Annotated in this window: 9 protein-coding genes; 5 read left to right on the top strand and 4 right to left on the bottom strand. The window is 63.2% G+C overall.

The window, feature by feature from the left end; genetic code table 11:
• Complete coding sequence (locus tag ACFWEM_RS28645; protein ID WP_378539155.1) at nucleotides 1–948, bottom strand: aldo/keto reductase; 948 nt, start codon at nucleotides 946–948, stop codon at nucleotides 1–3.
• 183 nt (nucleotides 949–1,131) lie between these two features.
• Here ACFWEM_RS28645 and ACFWEM_RS28640 point away from each other — a divergent pair, with 183 nt between their 5' ends.
• Genes ACFWEM_RS28640 through ACFWEM_RS28630 form a run of 3 tightly spaced genes read left to right on the top strand, consistent with a single transcriptional unit; the run spans nucleotide 1,132 to nucleotide 5,953 of the window.
• Nucleotides 1,132–1,572 carry a hypothetical protein gene (locus ACFWEM_RS28640; RefSeq protein ID WP_378539154.1) on the top strand — a complete coding sequence of 147 codons (441 nt, stop codon included), beginning with the start codon at nucleotides 1,132–1,134 and terminating at the stop codon, nucleotides 1,570–1,572.
• Complete coding sequence (locus ACFWEM_RS28635; protein WP_378539153.1) at nucleotides 1,572–5,660, top strand: HAD-IC family P-type ATPase; 4,089 nt, start codon at nucleotides 1,572–1,574, stop codon at nucleotides 5,658–5,660. Before ACFWEM_RS28640 ends, ACFWEM_RS28635 begins: the two co-directional genes overlap by 1 nt.
• An 11-nt stretch (nucleotides 5,661–5,671) precedes the next feature.
• The gene (locus tag ACFWEM_RS28630) at nucleotides 5,672–5,953 is read left to right on the top strand and encodes a hypothetical protein (protein ID WP_378539152.1); all 282 of its coding nucleotides are present in this window, start codon (nucleotides 5,672–5,674) and stop codon (nucleotides 5,951–5,953) included.
• Nucleotides 5,954–6,022: 69 nt separating this feature from the next.
• Here the strand turns inward: ACFWEM_RS28630 and ACFWEM_RS28625 are convergent, their stop codons facing one another.
• Both ACFWEM_RS28625 and ACFWEM_RS28620 read right to left on the bottom strand, forming a co-directional pair.
• The gene (locus ACFWEM_RS28625) at nucleotides 6,023–11,506 is read right to left on the bottom strand and encodes a carboxyl transferase domain-containing protein (protein WP_378539151.1); all 5,484 of its coding nucleotides are present in this window, start codon (nucleotides 11,504–11,506) and stop codon (nucleotides 6,023–6,025) included.
• 528 nt (nucleotides 11,507–12,034) lie between these two features.
• Complete coding sequence (locus tag ACFWEM_RS28620; protein WP_378539150.1) at nucleotides 12,035–12,808, bottom strand: hypothetical protein; 774 nt, start codon at nucleotides 12,806–12,808, stop codon at nucleotides 12,035–12,037.
• 216 nt (nucleotides 12,809–13,024) lie between these two features.
• Between ACFWEM_RS28620 and ACFWEM_RS28615 the strand changes: the two genes are divergently transcribed.
• Both ACFWEM_RS28615 and ACFWEM_RS28610 read left to right on the top strand, forming a co-directional pair.
• On the top strand, nucleotides 13,025–13,756 hold the full coding sequence (locus ACFWEM_RS28615) for a GNAT family N-acetyltransferase (protein ID WP_378539149.1): 732 nt from the start codon (nucleotides 13,025–13,027) through the stop codon (nucleotides 13,754–13,756).
• A gap of 53 nt (nucleotides 13,757–13,809) precedes the next feature.
• On the top strand, nucleotides 13,810–14,784 hold the full coding sequence (locus ACFWEM_RS28610) for a sigma-70 family RNA polymerase sigma factor (protein ID WP_378539148.1): 975 nt from the start codon (nucleotides 13,810–13,812) through the stop codon (nucleotides 14,782–14,784).
• Between the two features lie 71 nt (nucleotides 14,785–14,855).
• On the opposite strand, the gene ACFWEM_RS28605 is transcribed toward ACFWEM_RS28610, so the two are convergent.
• Nucleotides 14,856–15,266, bottom strand: a complete 411-nt coding sequence (locus ACFWEM_RS28605) for a VOC family protein (RefSeq protein ID WP_003945103.1) — start codon at nucleotides 15,264–15,266, stop codon at nucleotides 14,856–14,858.
• Between the last annotated feature and the right edge of the window lie 238 nt (nucleotides 15,267–15,504).

Here is a 15,504-nt window from a genome sequence, read left to right as displayed (position 1 = left end):
CTAGGCGCCGACTGCCGCCGACACCCGTTCGAGCGTGTCCAGTTCATTCGACGACAGCACGAGGTTCGGGGCGTCCAGTAGCGCGGGGAGCTGCTCCGGCCGGCTGACGCTCGCGATCGGTGCGGTGATGCCCGGTCGAGTCAGCAGCCAGGCCAGGGCGACTGTCGAGATCTCGCTGTCGTGTGCCTGTGCGATTGTCGCCAGTTCTGCGACGACGTCGAGTCCGGCGTCGCTGAAGTATCCAGCGGTCAGTCGTTCGCGGGAGCTGCCTTCGATGTCTGCGCGGGTCTTGTACTTTCCGGTCAGGAAGCCGGAGGCGAGAGCGAAGTAGGGGAAGACGCTGATGTTGTTGTCGGTGGCGATCTCGGCGAGTTCAGGTTCGTACGACTTACGGTGCACCAGGTTGTAATGCGGTTGCAGCGCGATCGGCGCGGCGTAACCGTTCTCTTCGGTGATCCGCAACCACTCCCGGATGCGGTCGGGGCTGTAGTTGGAGATTCCGAGGTAGCGAACTTTGCCCGCGACGACCAAGGCATTGAAGGCTTCGAGCGTTTCTTCGAGTGGAGTCTGCGGGTCGTCGAAATGCGCGTAGTACAGATCGATGCAGTCCGTCTGCAGACGGCGCAGCGACGCCTCTGCAGCGGCTGCGATGTTGTCTGCCTTCAGCCCTTTGAAATCGGGATGGCTACCCACCTTGGTGGCGACGACGATGTCGTTCTGCAGTCCCCGATCGGTGATCCATTTCCCGATGATCGTTTCGGATTCCCCACCGGAATTTCCGGGAGCCGACGCCGTGTACGAGTCGGAGGTGTCGATGAAGTTTGCACCGGCTTCGGCGAACGAGTCGAGGATCTGGAAGGACGTCTTCTCGTCTGCGGTCCAACCGAAAGGGTTGCCGCCCAAGCTAAGTCGGAAGATGTCGATGTCCGAATTTCCGATGATCGCCACTGTGTGGAACTCCCGTCGATGAAGGTGGTCGCTGCATCCCGCACCGTACCCTCTCACGACCCTGACGATGGCGCGCCCTCGCCAGGTTCGCCGAAAAATGTATCGGATCGTGATTGCCGCCGTCGGTGTTGGGTATGGCCTCAAATACTGAATTCTTCGATGGACTGCTGATAGGAGCGTCCGATGATGATTGTGGACGAAGCCACCCGCGTCGTCCGTGGTGTGGCAGACGCAACGACGACAGTGGCTGGAGCCGTTGGTGGTGGTGTGATCGGCGGAGTGGCAGGCGGGATACGCGGAACGGCGGAGGGCGTCCGAGACGGAATTCGTTCGGGTAGTTCCTCGACGCCGACCGCGGTTCTGACGATGGCCGCCGTCGGAGCGGCAGGGTTGGTGGAATGGCCGGTGCTGTTGGCAGTCGGCGGCACGGCCCTGGTGCTTCACGAATGGGATCGCAAGAGCGGTCGGTCTCATCGCGAGGTCAAGGCGGTTGGCCCCTCGACAAAAATGGAGGCGGCGAAGATGGAGGCGGCGAAGAAGGTGTCAGGCGGAAACTCCCACAAGGTGGCCAGTCGGTCGCAGGATCGAACCCACAGTTCTTCGCATACTCGATCCACTTCCTGATGTTCACCGCGATGGCCCGGCGTGTGGTGGCGTTGGCAACTCTGCCACCGCGCCTGGCGTTGTCGGGCCTCGCGTTGGTCGGCGGATCCGCGATTTCGCGAACCTCAGTCAGTGATGTGGTGCTGCGGACCGGCACGCTTGCGTTGGCGGGCGTCGGGATGATTCCTGCAGCAGCGGGTTCGATACTTCGCGCCCCTCGAGTGCCGGGTTCCGCCTATGTCTCGGCGGCGGCGTCGGCGATCAATTATCAACCCCGGGTGCGTCGGCGAATCGAACAGGCAGTTGGCCGTTCGTTGACCGACTTCGCTTTGGAGTCGGCGACGTCGTTCGCGGACGTTCTGACCTATGCGCCTGCGTCGCTGGGCGTGGACTTCGGGCTGAGGACGATGCTGCTGAGCGAAGCGATTGCAGCGCGAAACTCGCGGCGTGTGTGGTCGCTCGACACTGGTGGGCGCGGTTTTTCCGTGTGGCGTGAGCCGAGTGGTCCGGGGGAGCGTTACGCCGACAGGATCGCTGGGGTTCAGTTGGTTGCCGGGGCTGCACTGGCGTCCGTGTTCGCCGGCGGTGACACCGTCGCGACGAGCATCAAGGTTTCGGCACCGCGACCGCTGCGGATGTCGCGCGAATCGTTCGCTGCTGGTTTGTCATACGGTCTGTGGCGGACGCACCGCGTCGCCGTTTCGGACCCGGCGGCTCTACGCATGCTCGATCGGGTCGATACCGTCCTCGTCGATCCCACCGTTCTGTTCGAAGATGCGCTCCGGGTTTCCGACCTACGAGGAGTGTCGGAGTCGGACCGCCTCGCGGTGTGGTCACAAGCCAGGAAGGCTCTGTCTGACGGAACTGTCGGAGTGGGAAGGCACCGCATCGGCGGCGCCGAAGTGGTCGTGCGACCCGTGCGAAAAGGGCTGGCGGAAACACTGATAGGTGAAATACGTGCGGCCGGGGTCGCAGCCGTCACGATCGACGACGACGGGCTCGGATCACTGCGAAGTGGATTCGACGAGCTCTATCCGGCGCAGGCGACTCCCGAAGCCGGCCTACGCGAAGCGCTCTCGGCGTTGGCCGCCGATGGTCGGACAGTTGCGATCGTGTCGAGCAGGGCGATATCGGGACAGACAGTTCTACGCATCGGGATTTCACCACCGAGCGGCGAGCACGTGAGTGCAGACATCCACACCGACTTGGCTGGGGCGTGGCGGGTTGTCCATGCGCTCCCGGCTGCCCGAACAGCGACCAGGCGTGGAGTCGAACTCTCTTCTGGCTCTTCGGCATTGGGTGGGTTAGTCATGCTTCCAGGAGTTCGAGGCGTTGGGCCGGGACCGGTCACGGCTGGGTCCGCTGCGGGCCTGTGGACCGGATACACCTTGTCCCGATCGGTGATTCGGACTCCCGTCCCAGTCGGTACGCCCAGCGATACCTGGCACGAGATGGACGGTGATGCTGTACTTGACGAACTGTCCGAATCCGTCCGACATGCACCGCAGCGTGTCGGCGCTCGTGTGCGCCTGCCTGCGCGGTTTACCTTGGTGCGGGACGGATTGTCGGCGTTGCGAACAGAATTGGCGGACCCACTGACGCCTGTGTTGGCGACCGGCTCGGCTGCCAGCGCCGTCCTCGGTTCACCGGTAGATGCGATCCTCGTCGGCTCGGTCTTGGTCGGCAATGCCGCGATGTCCGCTTTTCAACGTCTGCATTCGGAACGGGCGGTGCAGCGCTTGTTGCGGACTCAGGAACCGGTCGCTCGGCGAGTGACCAACGCTGGTGAGGTCGAGGTAACGGCAGACGCGCTCGAACTCGGTGACGTCGTGGCGCTCGAGTCCGGAGACATCGTGCCCGCCGATTGTCGCCTGTTGAGCGCCGAATCGTTGGAAGTCGACGAGTCGTCGTTGACGGGGGAGTCCCTGCCCGTCGACAAGCAGACCGACCCGACCCCTGGGATGCCACTGGCCGAGCGAACGTGCATGGCCTATGCGGGGACAACTGTGCTTGCCGGTTCCGGTCGAGGCGTGGTCACAGCCACCGGAGCCCGAACAGTGACCAGGCGCGCCGATGTCGGTGTGTCCCGATCCGGACCTGCGGTGGGCCTGACCAACAGACTGCGCGAACTCACCAGGGCGACCCTGCCGGCCAGTATCGGCGGTGGGGCGATGGTGACAGTCGCGGGTCTGGTTCGTGGTACCGGTCTGCGCCACGCTGTCACCGGTGGTGTGGCAGTGGCGGTTGCCGCCGTCCCGGAGGGGCTGCCGCTGGTCGCGACTCTGGCTCAACAGGCTGCGGCCCGAAGGCTCACTGCAGCAGGCGTTCTGGTTCGTGCTCCCCGTTCGATCGAGGCGCTCGGCCGTGTCGACGTGGTCTGTTTCGACAAGACCGGAACCCTCAGTGAGAACAAGCTACGGGTGGCCACGGTCGAACGCGTCGACGGTTGGAACGAAAGCGAGATTTTGGAAGTTGCGGCGCGCAGTGCCTTGGGAAGTCGCGACGATCGCGTGTTTCATTCGACGGATGCCGCCGTCGTCGATGCAGCCCAGCAAGCACTGGACGAGGCTTCGGTTTTCGGTGATGCCGACGCCCTCAACCTTGTTCCGTTCAGATCTGGGCGGCCGTACTCCGCGGCCTTGCTGGGAAGACGGATTGCGCTCAAGGGTTCACCGGAATTCGTGACGGAAGCAGGGCGAGATCCGAATGCTGTGTCGGCGAGGCATGTTCAAAGCATGGCCGGACGCGGACTACGGGTGGTTGCCGTCGCACAGCGAGAGCTGTCGGAACACGACGCGCGACGTGCTGGGAGGGACTCGGAGTTTCTCGAACGGTGTTGTTCCGAGGGACTCGAGGCGGTCGGCCTTCTCGGGCTCTCGGACACGTTGAGACCCGAAGCCACGCAACTTGTTCGAGCACTTCAAGGCAAGGGGCAGCAAGTGCGCGTGCTGACCGGCGATCATCCGACAACAGCTGCTGCAGTCGCCACCGAACTGGGGATGGACGTCGCACGCGAGGACGTTGTCACAGGTCCGGACTGGGAGAACTTCTCTCGCGCCGAACGACGGGACGCCGTCCGCTGTAGCAGCGTCTTCGCACGAGTGACCCCCGAACAGAAGGTCGAGATCGTGCAAGCGTTGGAGACGGACGGGCGGGTGTGCGCCATGGTCGGTGACGGCGCGAACGACGCCGCGGCGATCCGAGTCTCCAGCGTGGGGATCGGCGTGGCGTCGACCGACAGTGATCCGGCGCGCGGCGCCGCGGACATCGTGCTCCTCGACGGCCGAGTCGGCGGATTGACCGACGCATTGGACGAGGGCAGTCAATTGTGGCGGCGGGTCAGATCAGCGGTGGGGGTGCTACTCGGGGGCAACGCGGGCGAAGTGGCATTCGCGCTGATCGGTTCTGCGTTGTCCGGCGAATCACCGCTCAATGCAAGGCAGTTGCTGCTGGTCAATCTGATGACGGACGCGCTGCCTGCTGCCGCGCTTGCGGTGAGTACCCCGTCGGAAAACGGATCCGAGAAGTCTGGACACATGGACACTCACGCGTTGTGGCAGACGATCGCTGTGCGCGGCGGTGCCACGGCAATCGGCGCGCTGGCAGCGTGGCTGTTGGCCCGGACGAGTGGCAGGCGGCGGCGAGCGTCGACGGTGGCGTTGGTTGCCCTGGTGGGCACCCAACTGGGGCAGACGCTGCTCGAATCGCGCAGTCCGTTGGTGGTCGCAACCGTTGCCGGATCCGCTGCGGCGCTGGTGACGCTTGTCAGTACGCCCGTGGTCAGCCAATTCCTCGGTTGTACGCCGCTCGGCCCTATCGCGTGGGGCCAGGCGGTGGGGTGTGCGTCGGCAGCGACGCTTCTCGCGGCGTTGGCTCCGCGGGTGTTGGAACGGATCGCAGAACCGGAGGAGAACAAGGAAGGTCAGTCGACGATTCGCAAGACCCCGACGCGGACGAGCACCGCGTACACCTCCCGGACCGGTGGAGTCAGCGCTCGCGACAACGTTGAGATCAAAGAAGCGGAAACCAGTGAATCGGACACGCTTGTCAGCGTCGCTGCTGGAAGTGACACGTCGCCGAACTCCCGGGCGACCCGAGATGAATCCTGAGGAATCGTGACATGTCCCAGAACGCCGTCGACCAGCCGAACACCGTGGATCACCGTGCAGTGGTGGAATCCGTCCGTTCGGCTCGAAGCTTCGAGTTGGAGTTGCCGATCGTCGGCGCCATTCCGGTGTCGCGCCCTGAACAGATCGCCTACTTTGCGGTGATGGGACTGATGGTGGCCTTCGAAATTATCGAGTGGCCCGTGGCGGTGACCATCGCGGCGGGGCATCTGCTCGCGACAGAGCAGCACAATCACGTCCTCGAAGAGATCGGAGAGGCGCTCGAGGGCGTCTGAAGCCAGCGCTGCCTAAAGACAGATCGAGCGGCCCCGCATTTCGCGGGACCGCTCGACGTGCGGAGAAACCTATTGCGCGAGTGCGCGCTTCATGCCGCGTTCGACTGCTGCGATGATCTGCGGACGCAGTTCTGCGGCAGGGACGATCTCATCCACCGAGCCGACCTCTCGGGCCCGCTGGATGTTGTGGATCGCTTCGAATTCGGATGCCACTTCGCCGAGCTTGTCGGAGCGGACGGCGATGCGCTGAGCGTTCAGTTCGACGCGCAGATGTGCTTTCTCCGTGTCGTCCTTGGCTGCTGCCAAGTCTGCTTCGAGTTGCTGCACCTTCGGATCGTTGTTGGTGCGGGTGTTCACCTCGCGGGTGAAGACCACTGCGGCGGCCGGGGCGCCGCCGAGTACCGAGGCGAAGGAACCTTCGACAGCAAGAACTTCCATGTTGTCGTTGAGCGCGCCGGAGAACACGACGAACGCGCCGCCGTGGTAGCGGGAAACGACGCAGAACACGATCGGTCCGTCGAAGTTGACGATGGCGCGGCCGATTTCGGCGCCGTACTCGAGCTGGATGTTGCGCAGCGACTCCGGCGAACCGTCGAAGCCGGACAGGTTGGCCAGCACCACGATCGGACGGTTGCCGCTCGCAGCGTTGATCGCGCGGGCCGTCTTCTTCGACGAGTTCGGGAACAGCGTTCCCGATGTCCAGGTGTCGGGTCCGTCGGCGGGGAATCGACCCTTACGCGGGATCGCGCGGGACTCGATGCCCACCACCGTGACCGGATGTCCGGCGAGGTGCGCGTCCAGAACGACCGAGGTGTCGGCGCCGGCCATGTCGGCCCAACGCTCGAGTACCGAGTGGTCCTGGTCGACCACCGAACGCATGACGGTGCGAATGTCGAAGGGCTTCTTGCGATCCGGGTTCTTCGCCGAGGAGAAGATGTCGCCGACCGTCTCGAAGTCGCTCGACGGGTGGGTGTGCGGGAAGCTACGCACGTCGCGATCGACGGGGTCCGTGGTCGCCGCGCGCCTCGGGAACCGTTCGCCGGGAGCGAGGTACGAGTGTGCGTAGTGACGGAACAGGATCTCGCACGCCGCGGTGAGGTCGGGGGCCCAGTACTGGGCCTGGCCGTTGGGGCCCATGACGCGGTCGTAACCACCGATACCGAAGTTGTCTTCGGCCGACACACCGCCGGAGTAGTCGAGAGACTGCTTGCCGGTCAGCACCATTGCGCTGTCCGGGGTCATCACCAGAATGCCCTTGGTGTGCATCAACATGGTGGCTTCGGCGTTCCAGTAGGGTTGAGCGCCGACGTTGATTCCCGTGACGACGATGTTGATCTCGCCGCCGTTCTGGGTGAACGTGATGATCCGGCGCAGACCACGCGAGACCCAGTCCATGTTCTCGGTGCCGCTCTCCATCGAGATGGTGGCACCCGAGGACAGTGCGAACCACTCGACCGGAGCGTTCAACTTCTCGGCCAGGTCGATGGCGGCTACCACGCGTGAGCACTCGGCCTCGGCGACAGTGCCGAGCGCCTTGGTCGGATCACCGAAAAGCGCTACGCGGGTCATTCCCTCGGGATAACGCGGCGTCGGAGTGTTCACGAGGCCGACGACGATTCCGGCCTTGTTGAGTCCGTACGGACGCTCGACGGGGGACAGGATGCCCGCTTCGTCGAAGTCGTGCTCGACGAAGGTGCCCTTGGTACCGGTCAGGAGCGGAATCAGCTCGTACGGGTACACCGTGCCACGTGCCCGCGAACTCTGAACCTTCTGCGCATAGGCGTCGAGGGGGAGCAGAGGTTCGGTGGGGGGAGTGGTCTTGTTGATGACCACACCGGCACCCGCGCGGTAGGAGAAGCGCAGCGCAACTTCCTTGGGTGCGCCACCCTTCCGGTCCTTCAAGCGGGTGATGAGCGTGATCTCTTCGATCCCGGCACCGACGGTCAGTCGGGCTGCGTTCTGAGCGATCACCGAGAAGCGTTCGCTGGGAACGTCGGCGACCGGCCACACGTAGAGCACGACGCGGTTGGCCGCGAGTCGACGCTTGTCCCCGCGCTGGGACTGCGCACGGCGGATGCCGTCGAGGCAGGCGGCAAGAGTGCGCTCGATGGCCGGCAGCGCAACCATCTGACCTTCGTCGTCGAGTTGCGGTGTCACGTCGCGGATTTCGGCCAGAGCGATCAGACGCTCGTCCTTCGGGTTCTCCTTGGCGGAGAGGTGGAACAGGTAGGTGTTCTCCGGAGCCGGGAGACGCTTTCCGTTGAAGTTCTTCAGGCGCCACATGTCCAGACGCTGACCCGTGAGCGGGTGCATGTCGCGAATGATGTGGTCCTCGACCAGTTCACCGTCGACCGGACGGAAGGTGACCCATCGGACCGGATCCCCGTTGGGGTTGCAGATGATCACCGTGGCGCGCCGTGAACGGGTGATCGTCTCGTTGCGCGAGAGTTCGGTACGCAGCGTCTCGACGAGCGTGTCGCCGTCAGCGGGCTGATTCGGCCAGTCGAGGTAGATGTCGACCACCAGGCCGCGACCCGACGGAGCATCCTGCGCGATCGTGGCGACATCGTCGAGAGCGGTTCCGAGAGCATCGAATTCGGCCACCGTCGAGACCAGGTGCAGACCGTCGCCCTTCAGATCGAAGTTGCCGGTTACGAAACGGCGGTCGACGTGCTCGAAAACGCGGACGTCCTCGAAGGAGTGAATCTTGTAGTAGCGACGTGTGATGACCTCGAGCAGCGGTCCGCCGTCGCGGTTGCCGAGGCCGATCTTTCGACCCAGCAGGTCCAGGAGCGGTTCAGGGGTGGCGACGAGGTTGGCGATCCGCTCGTTGAAATCAGCAGCGTCCGGCTGCTCTTCGAGGTAGGCGAGGTTGCCGCGTACTCCGTCGTAGACGTCTTCGCGGACCTTACGGATTCGCGGCTCGTCGAAGAACCGGAAGCGAAGGTTGCGGGCGACGTCGCCGATGACGGGGTAGCGGACCTGCGTCGCGACGATTAGTCGATCGAGAACCTCGTTCAGCTCCTGAGCCGAGCAACCGGGAGCCTTGTCACCGACCAGCCAGCCTTCGAGAAGTGCTGCAATGACCGGGATCTGGGCTTCCATGCGCTGCAGAGCCAGGAAGAGTCGGTAGACCGCTTCCTCGACTGCCTGGCGATCTTCCAGGTCGGTGACGTCGTAGTGGCGAAGTGCGCGTTCGAGTCTCGTGCGGAACGACGCGGGCAAACCTTCACGCTCGGCGTCGAGCGAGTGCAGGAAGGTGTGGAAGTGCTCGCGGGGGCTGTGGACGGATTCGTCCTTCGCCGACTCACCCGAGGTGGGCTTGTTGCGCGAGAGTTCGCAGATGTCGGCGAACGTGGTCAGCACGGCGAGTTCGGCCTGTACCAGTTCGCGGTCCTCGGATTCGAGTGCGCTGCGAAGTGCGTCGTACTCGGCCAGAACAGCGTTGGCGTGCTTGCCGCTGACGTCGTAGCCACTGAGCATCGCGGTCAGCGCTTCGAGCTGTGCCAGCGCGTCGTCGCGGGCGTCGGTACCGGAAGTCGCAGCAGGAAGGTCGAATTCGACGCGCGGAGCCTTTTCCGCGACAGCTTCCTCACTGACCTGGTCGACGCGCAGGAGCGGCGCGCCGGCATCGACCTGCGAGTTGACGGTGGCGAGAACTTCTCGCACCTTGCCCGCGTAGGGAGCGCGAACTGCGGTCTCCATCTTCATGGATTCGAGCACGACCAGAGTGGAGCCGGCTTCGACGTCGTCGCCGACCGCGACCGGTACGGCCACCACGACGGCAGGAGCCGGCGCGCGGACCACTCCGGCGTCGTCCTGGCTGATCTGGTGGCTGATGCCGTCGACCTCGACGAGATAACGAGCCGGGCTCACAACGGAAACGACGTGGAAGCGGCGATCACCGATCACCAGACGTGACTCGAAGTCACCGAGACGATCGACGTCGACCTCGATGTCGCCTGCGTCTCCGTCGACGCGGTAGCGGTGCGGGCCGATGCGCCCGACGGTCAGTTTGTATGCCTGACCTTGGTAGTTGAGCTCGACACTACGTCCGATCGCGTGATTCGCGCGGGGGCGACCGCCACGTGCCGAGGCGAGGAAGGCCGCACGCTCGAGGGACTCTTCGGCGTCGTAGGCATCGATGGCGGTGGCGATCAGTGCGACGTCGGCGCGGCGTGTGGCGCCGGTGAGGGCGCCCGTGCGGTCGAGCCAGCCGGTATCTGCGGATGCCGAGATGACCTCGTCGCGATCCAGGAGATCGAGGAGGAACGACTTGGTTGTGGTGCCGCCGTCGAGTACGACGGTGGTTTCACGGAGGGCGGTGCGTAGACGCGCGAGTGCCTCCGAGCGGTTGCGGCCCCACGCGATGACCTTCGCGACCATCGAGTCGTAGTCAGGCGGAATGACGTCGCCGGCCGCGATCCCGGTGTCGACGCGGATGCCCGAGCCGAGGGGGAACTTCAGCAGCTGAACGGTGCCGGGCGCGGGAGCGAAATCGTTGTCGGCGTCTTCGGCGTTGAGGCGAGCCTCGACGGCATGACCGAACGCGGGCGGGCAGTCGCCGACCAACTCTTCACCGCTGGCCACGAGAATCTGCAGTTTGACGAGGTCGATGCCGGTCGTGACCTCGGTGATCGGATGCTCGACCTGAAGGCGCGTGTTGACCTCGAGGAAGGTGAAGAGCTTGTTCTCGGGCTGGTAGAGGTATTCGACCGTGCCGGCGCCGTGGTATCCGGCTGCCTTGACGAGTTCGGCCGAGACCTCCTTGAGGTGGTCCGACTGTTCTTCGGTGAGGACGGGGGAAGCGGATTCTTCGATGACCTTCTGGTTGCGACGCTGAATCGAGCAGTCACGAACGCCCGGAGCCCAGACGTTGCCGTGGTTGTCGGCGATGATCTGTACCTCGACGTGGCGCGCATCGGTGACAAGGCGTTCGAGGAAGACGACGGGGTCGCCGAACGAGCGCTCGGCCTCACCCTGGGTGCGCTCGAGCGCAACTTCGAGCTCGTCCTCGGCCCACACCTTGCGGATGCCGCGTCCGCCGCCGCCGCTGCGAGCCTTGATGATCAGCGGGTAGCCGATCGCCTGCGCGTGACGGCGTGCGTCGGCGCGAGTCTCGACCGGCCCGCCGCTCCACGGGGCGACCGGTACGCCGACCTTTTCGGCGAGGATCTTGGCGGCAACCTTGTCGCCGAGCAGGCGCATCGCGTCGGCGCTCGGACCGATGAACGTGATGCCCAGCTTCGCGACGATCTCGGCGAACGTGGGGTCCTCGGCCACGAAGCCCCAGCCGACCCAGACGGCGTCGGCCTTGGCTGCGAGAAGTGCTCGCTCGAGTTCGGCGTAGTCGAGGTACGGGCTGCCCGTGCCGGTGCTGCGGAGAGTGACACCTTCGTCGGCCTGGCGGACGAACATGGCCCGACGCTCGGCCTCCGTGTGCAGTGCAATGACGCGAATGCCGTGGTCGTGTTCGGCGTTCAGTTCGCGTACAGCCCTGATCAGGCGGACCGCGGCCTCACCTCGATTGACCACTGCGATTCGTTTGAACATTGTCACTGCCACCGTCCCTTGATGAGATTCTTCGTCACGTACGTTGCGATATGAGCCGACCGTGTCCCACATACCCGGATTGTCCGGTTCGTGAACTACGCCGCGATGCGCTGTGTTTCCCCCGGTTGCGCGTCGGCAGGTGATTGCCCTTCCGGTTCGTCGAGTCCCTTGCGCCGAAGCACCGTGTGCGCTGATGCACCACGTGTGCCTTGTGCGCCACCCTGCAGGCGTGGACTCAGAACCGCTCCAATCACGAATCAGCAACATATTGTGTCTGCTTCCAGGGAATCCCTGGTTTATCTAAGGATGCAGTATGTCGACGCTCATGTCACCTGGGCGAATTGAAGAATATTAGTCAACGTGAACCACGGTTACATATATGGTGTTAAACCATTGCAGTGCAACAGGATTCGCTCTTGTGACAGGGATCACGATGGTAATGAAATCGGCAAGAAAGTGAATACTCACTGGTAACAAAATCGCATATTCGGAGAATTCTCCCGATTGCTCGATTATTACTGATCGGTACTACTGGCGAGTATTTTTTATGTCCTGTCGGACCGTTTTCGAGAAATCGCTTTCGATGGTTGCGATGTGCTTTGCGATCGCATCGAGTCCTCCGGAAGGGAGTTGCAATGCGTCGCCGAGGGCAAGTGAAGTCCGCTTGAAGTGCTCGACAAGTGGTTCGTATTTCGTGACCAGTCTCAGTCTGTCGGTCTCGTTCAGGTACTTCACGCTTCCCGCGTTGTCGACGAAGTCGCTGAACTTCACGAGGAACACTGCGGGATCCGCGATCGCGCGGATGACGTGATCCTGGTATCCGGCGGTGGTGTTGTCGTGCGGGTATTCGATCGGATTGGTCACTGCCTCAACAAGTTCGGAGATTCTGTGGCCGAAGCGCGAGGCGATGAGTGTTGACGCACGTTCTTGCGCATCGGAAGGGGACATATCGTCTGCAGTCTGACCACCGAGGAGCGCGATGACGGCGTGTGGTCGGTCCTCGACCGTGTCGTGAAGCGCGGTTGCGCTCAGGATCTCGACATCGGAGCACCCGTACCGAAGCAGGCGCAATACATTTCGTAGGGGATGAACGATGTAGGGATCCTCGTCGGACTTTATCCCGTTCTTTCTGAACTGATCGAGGTGCGCGAGGGTCGCGACCTCCATGGCGAGCCGCAGGGTTTCACCCGGGATCGCCAGTTCGTCGACGGCGCTCTCGATGGCGAAGACCAGCGTCGCAGCGTCCATCTCTTTCAGGGGCAACTGATCGAATGCAGATCTGATCGGGTCGGAGTTGCTCATGCCGAATAGCCTTCCGGTTGGTGAGGCGTCGGGACGAATGTCCTGGTGCGGATCTGCGATCGAGCCCTGGTTGACGCCGGAAATACGGGCCGAGGTCAGAATCATCTTGATTCTATCCGGCGACTGCGACAGCAAGTATTCCTAGCGTTGTCATCGAGGTCGGCGGGGAGTTTCGTCCGCGTCCATCACAAGCAGACTAGGGCAGGAAGAGGTTCGATGACCACGGAGGCGACCCTGGCGTCGTTTGTCGAGACAGTTCACACGGATGTCGACATCCATCCACTGGACGACCCTGTGCGACAAGGTCTTCGCGGACAACATGCACATTTCGCTCACTGGGCAGGGAGGGTTGCACGATACGACCCGTCGGTCGCGCCGTTTGTCGGTCATCCGCCCGAATTGGACGCCGAAGACTGGGAGAACCTGCGCACACTCGTAGGTCCGGGCGGCACAGTAGGTTTGCGAGGATTCGACCATCATCCGCCGGTAGGGTGGCGCGTTGTGGATCAGTTCGGCTCGGTGCAGATGGACGGCTCCGCACTCGAAGTCTCTGTTGATCCGTCGGTCGAACTTCTCGGAACGAGCGATGTTCCCGAAATTCTCGCGTTGATCGCGCGCACCAAACCCGGGCCTTTTCTCGCTCGCACCGTCGAGATGGGGAGCTACTACGGCATTCGCGTCGACGGAAGACTTGTAGCCATGGCGGGGGAGCGGCTGCACCCTCCGGGATGGACGGAAATCAGCGCGGTGTGCACTGACAGCGATTTTCGAGGTCGAGGACTGGGCACGACCCTGATCCGAGCCGTCGCCGCCGGGATTCGCGAGCGCGACGAGCTGCCGTTTCTCCATGCAGTGCAATCGAATACGAATGCGATCAGACTCTACGAGTCGCTGGGATTCGTGCTGCGGAAGAAGTCCCGGTTGACCGCGGTGCAGGCGCCTGCCTGATCGAATTCTCGCCGACGCCTGTGTTTCGGGCGCTCGGCCACTAGTCTGAACAAATGACAGTCGATCAGGCGTTGGACAGTGATTTCCTCACCCTTGCCGATCCGTACCGCCGCGAGTTGCTGGCGCACTGCTATCGCATGATGGGGTCGATTCACGACGCCGAAGACCAGGTCCAGGAGACGTTCATCCGGGCTTGGCGCGGGTTCGACGGTTACAAAGGCCAGTCGTCGCTCAGGACCTGGCTCTACCGCATCGCGACGAATACGTGCCTGACCGCGCTGGAGGGGAGATCGAGGCGTCCCCTCCCGACCGGTCTCGGCGCACCTAGTTCGGACCCGGCCGACGATTTGATCGAGCGCAACGAGATCGCCTGGTTGGAACCGATCGCCGATTCTGCGTTGGGCGACGTCAATGATCCGGCCGTCATGGTCGTCAATCGCGACTCGGTGAGGCTCGCGCTTGTCGCCGCTTTGCAACACTTGTCCGCGCGCCAACGTGCGGTTCTGGTTTTGCGTGACGTTCTGCAGTGGAAGGCATCGGAAGTTGCGGAGGCCCTGGACACCACAACCACTGCGGTGAACAGCCTGCTGCAGCGGGCTCGCGCACAGATCAATCACATCGCGCCCACTGAGGACGACCTCGTGGAACCGACTACCGAGGCTGCCCGGAAATTGCTTCGCGACTACGTGCACAGCTTCGAGAGCTACGACGTCGAGGCCATCGTTGAGTTGTTCACGCGCGAGGCCATCTGGGAGATGCCGCCGTTCGAGGGTTGGTACCAGGGTCCCGAGGCAATCGGGCAGCTCATCGGAACCAAATGCCCGGCCGACGGACCAGGGGCGATGCGTCTACTTCCGACCGCTGCCAACGGACAGCCGGCGTTCGGCCTCTATATGCGCGAGCCCGACGGCGTTCACCGAGCGTTTCAGCTGCACGTTCTCGATGTCACCGAGTCAGGGATCTCGCACGTGACGTGTTTCTTCGATCTGAGCCTGTTCGCACGGTTCGGATTGCCCGCAGAACTGTAGGGGCAAGGAGATGCGCGAGCCCTCCGGTTTGGAGGACCCGCGCAGCTGCTCGTTACTGCTGTCGCTGTGCGTTACTGCTGGGGAACCGTCGCGGCCGGGTCCATCCACATCACCTCCCAGACGTGGTTGTCGAGGTCGCGGAATGCGCGTCCGTACATGAAGCCGTGATCCTGGGGCTCCATCCACTTGCTACCACCGGCAGCAATAGCCGCGTCGACGAAGGTGTCGACTTCCTCCCTGCTGTCGGCCGACACACACATCAGGGCCTCGCGAGCTTTCGACGTGTCACAGATGTCGTCGGCGATGAAGTCCCCGAAACGCGGTTCGTTCAGGAACATGACCGTGGCGGAATCGCTGACGATCATCGAGACGGTGTTCTCGTCACTGAACATGTCGTTGAACTCGAAGCCGAGGCCGCTGAAGAATGCCCGCGTGGCAGCGACGTCCTTGACCGGCATGTTGACGAAGAGAAGACGAGACATGGGGTGCTCCTTGAATTCGGTGGACTGGTTACTGATCGCTTCGGTTCCTGTTGGTTCCTGCTCATACAGACTGCAACGGCAACAGAAAATCATCGCGGTCGGAGAAAATTCGCGGAAATTGTCGGTTGTTAACCCCCAGCAGTGCTCTGACCTGGCGATTTGGTGTTGTGTTGATCTTCGCGTAACTTTGTCCAGGTCAGAGCGACACGGACACCGACTCCCACCTGCGAGGGTGAGT

It is taken from the genome of Rhodococcus sp. NPDC060176, assembly GCF_042728675.1.
Taxonomy (GTDB): domain Bacteria; phylum Actinomycetota; class Actinomycetes; order Mycobacteriales; family Mycobacteriaceae; genus Rhodococcus_F.
The sequence above is the reverse complement of the archived record's forward strand: the minus strand, read 5'-3'. Positions and strand labels throughout refer to the sequence as shown.

Excerpts from the sequence above, each read along its gene's own strand:
- ACFWEM_RS28640 (WP_378539154.1), top strand. The coding sequence starts at position 1,132 with ATGATGATTGTGGACGAAGCCACCCGCGTCGTCCGTGGTGTGGCAGAC.
- ACFWEM_RS28605 (WP_003945103.1), bottom strand. The coding sequence starts at position 15,266 with ATGTCTCGTCTTCTCTTCGTCAACATGCCGGTCAAGGACGTCGCTGCC.
- ACFWEM_RS28615 (WP_378539149.1), top strand. The coding sequence starts at position 13,025 with ATGACCACGGAGGCGACCCTGGCGTCGTTTGTCGAGACAGTTCACACG.
- ACFWEM_RS28630 (WP_378539152.1), top strand. The coding sequence starts at position 5,672 with ATGTCCCAGAACGCCGTCGACCAGCCGAACACCGTGGATCACCGTGCA.
- ACFWEM_RS28620 (WP_378539150.1), bottom strand. The coding sequence starts at position 12,808 with ATGAGCAACTCCGACCCGATCAGATCTGCATTCGATCAGTTGCCCCTG.
- ACFWEM_RS28635 (WP_378539153.1), top strand. The coding sequence starts at position 1,572 with ATGTTCACCGCGATGGCCCGGCGTGTGGTGGCGTTGGCAACTCTGCCA.
- ACFWEM_RS28610 (WP_378539148.1), top strand. The coding sequence starts at position 13,810 with ATGACAGTCGATCAGGCGTTGGACAGTGATTTCCTCACCCTTGCCGAT.
- ACFWEM_RS28625 (WP_378539151.1), bottom strand. The coding sequence starts at position 11,506 with ATGTTCAAACGAATCGCAGTGGTCAATCGAGGTGAGGCCGCGGTCCGC.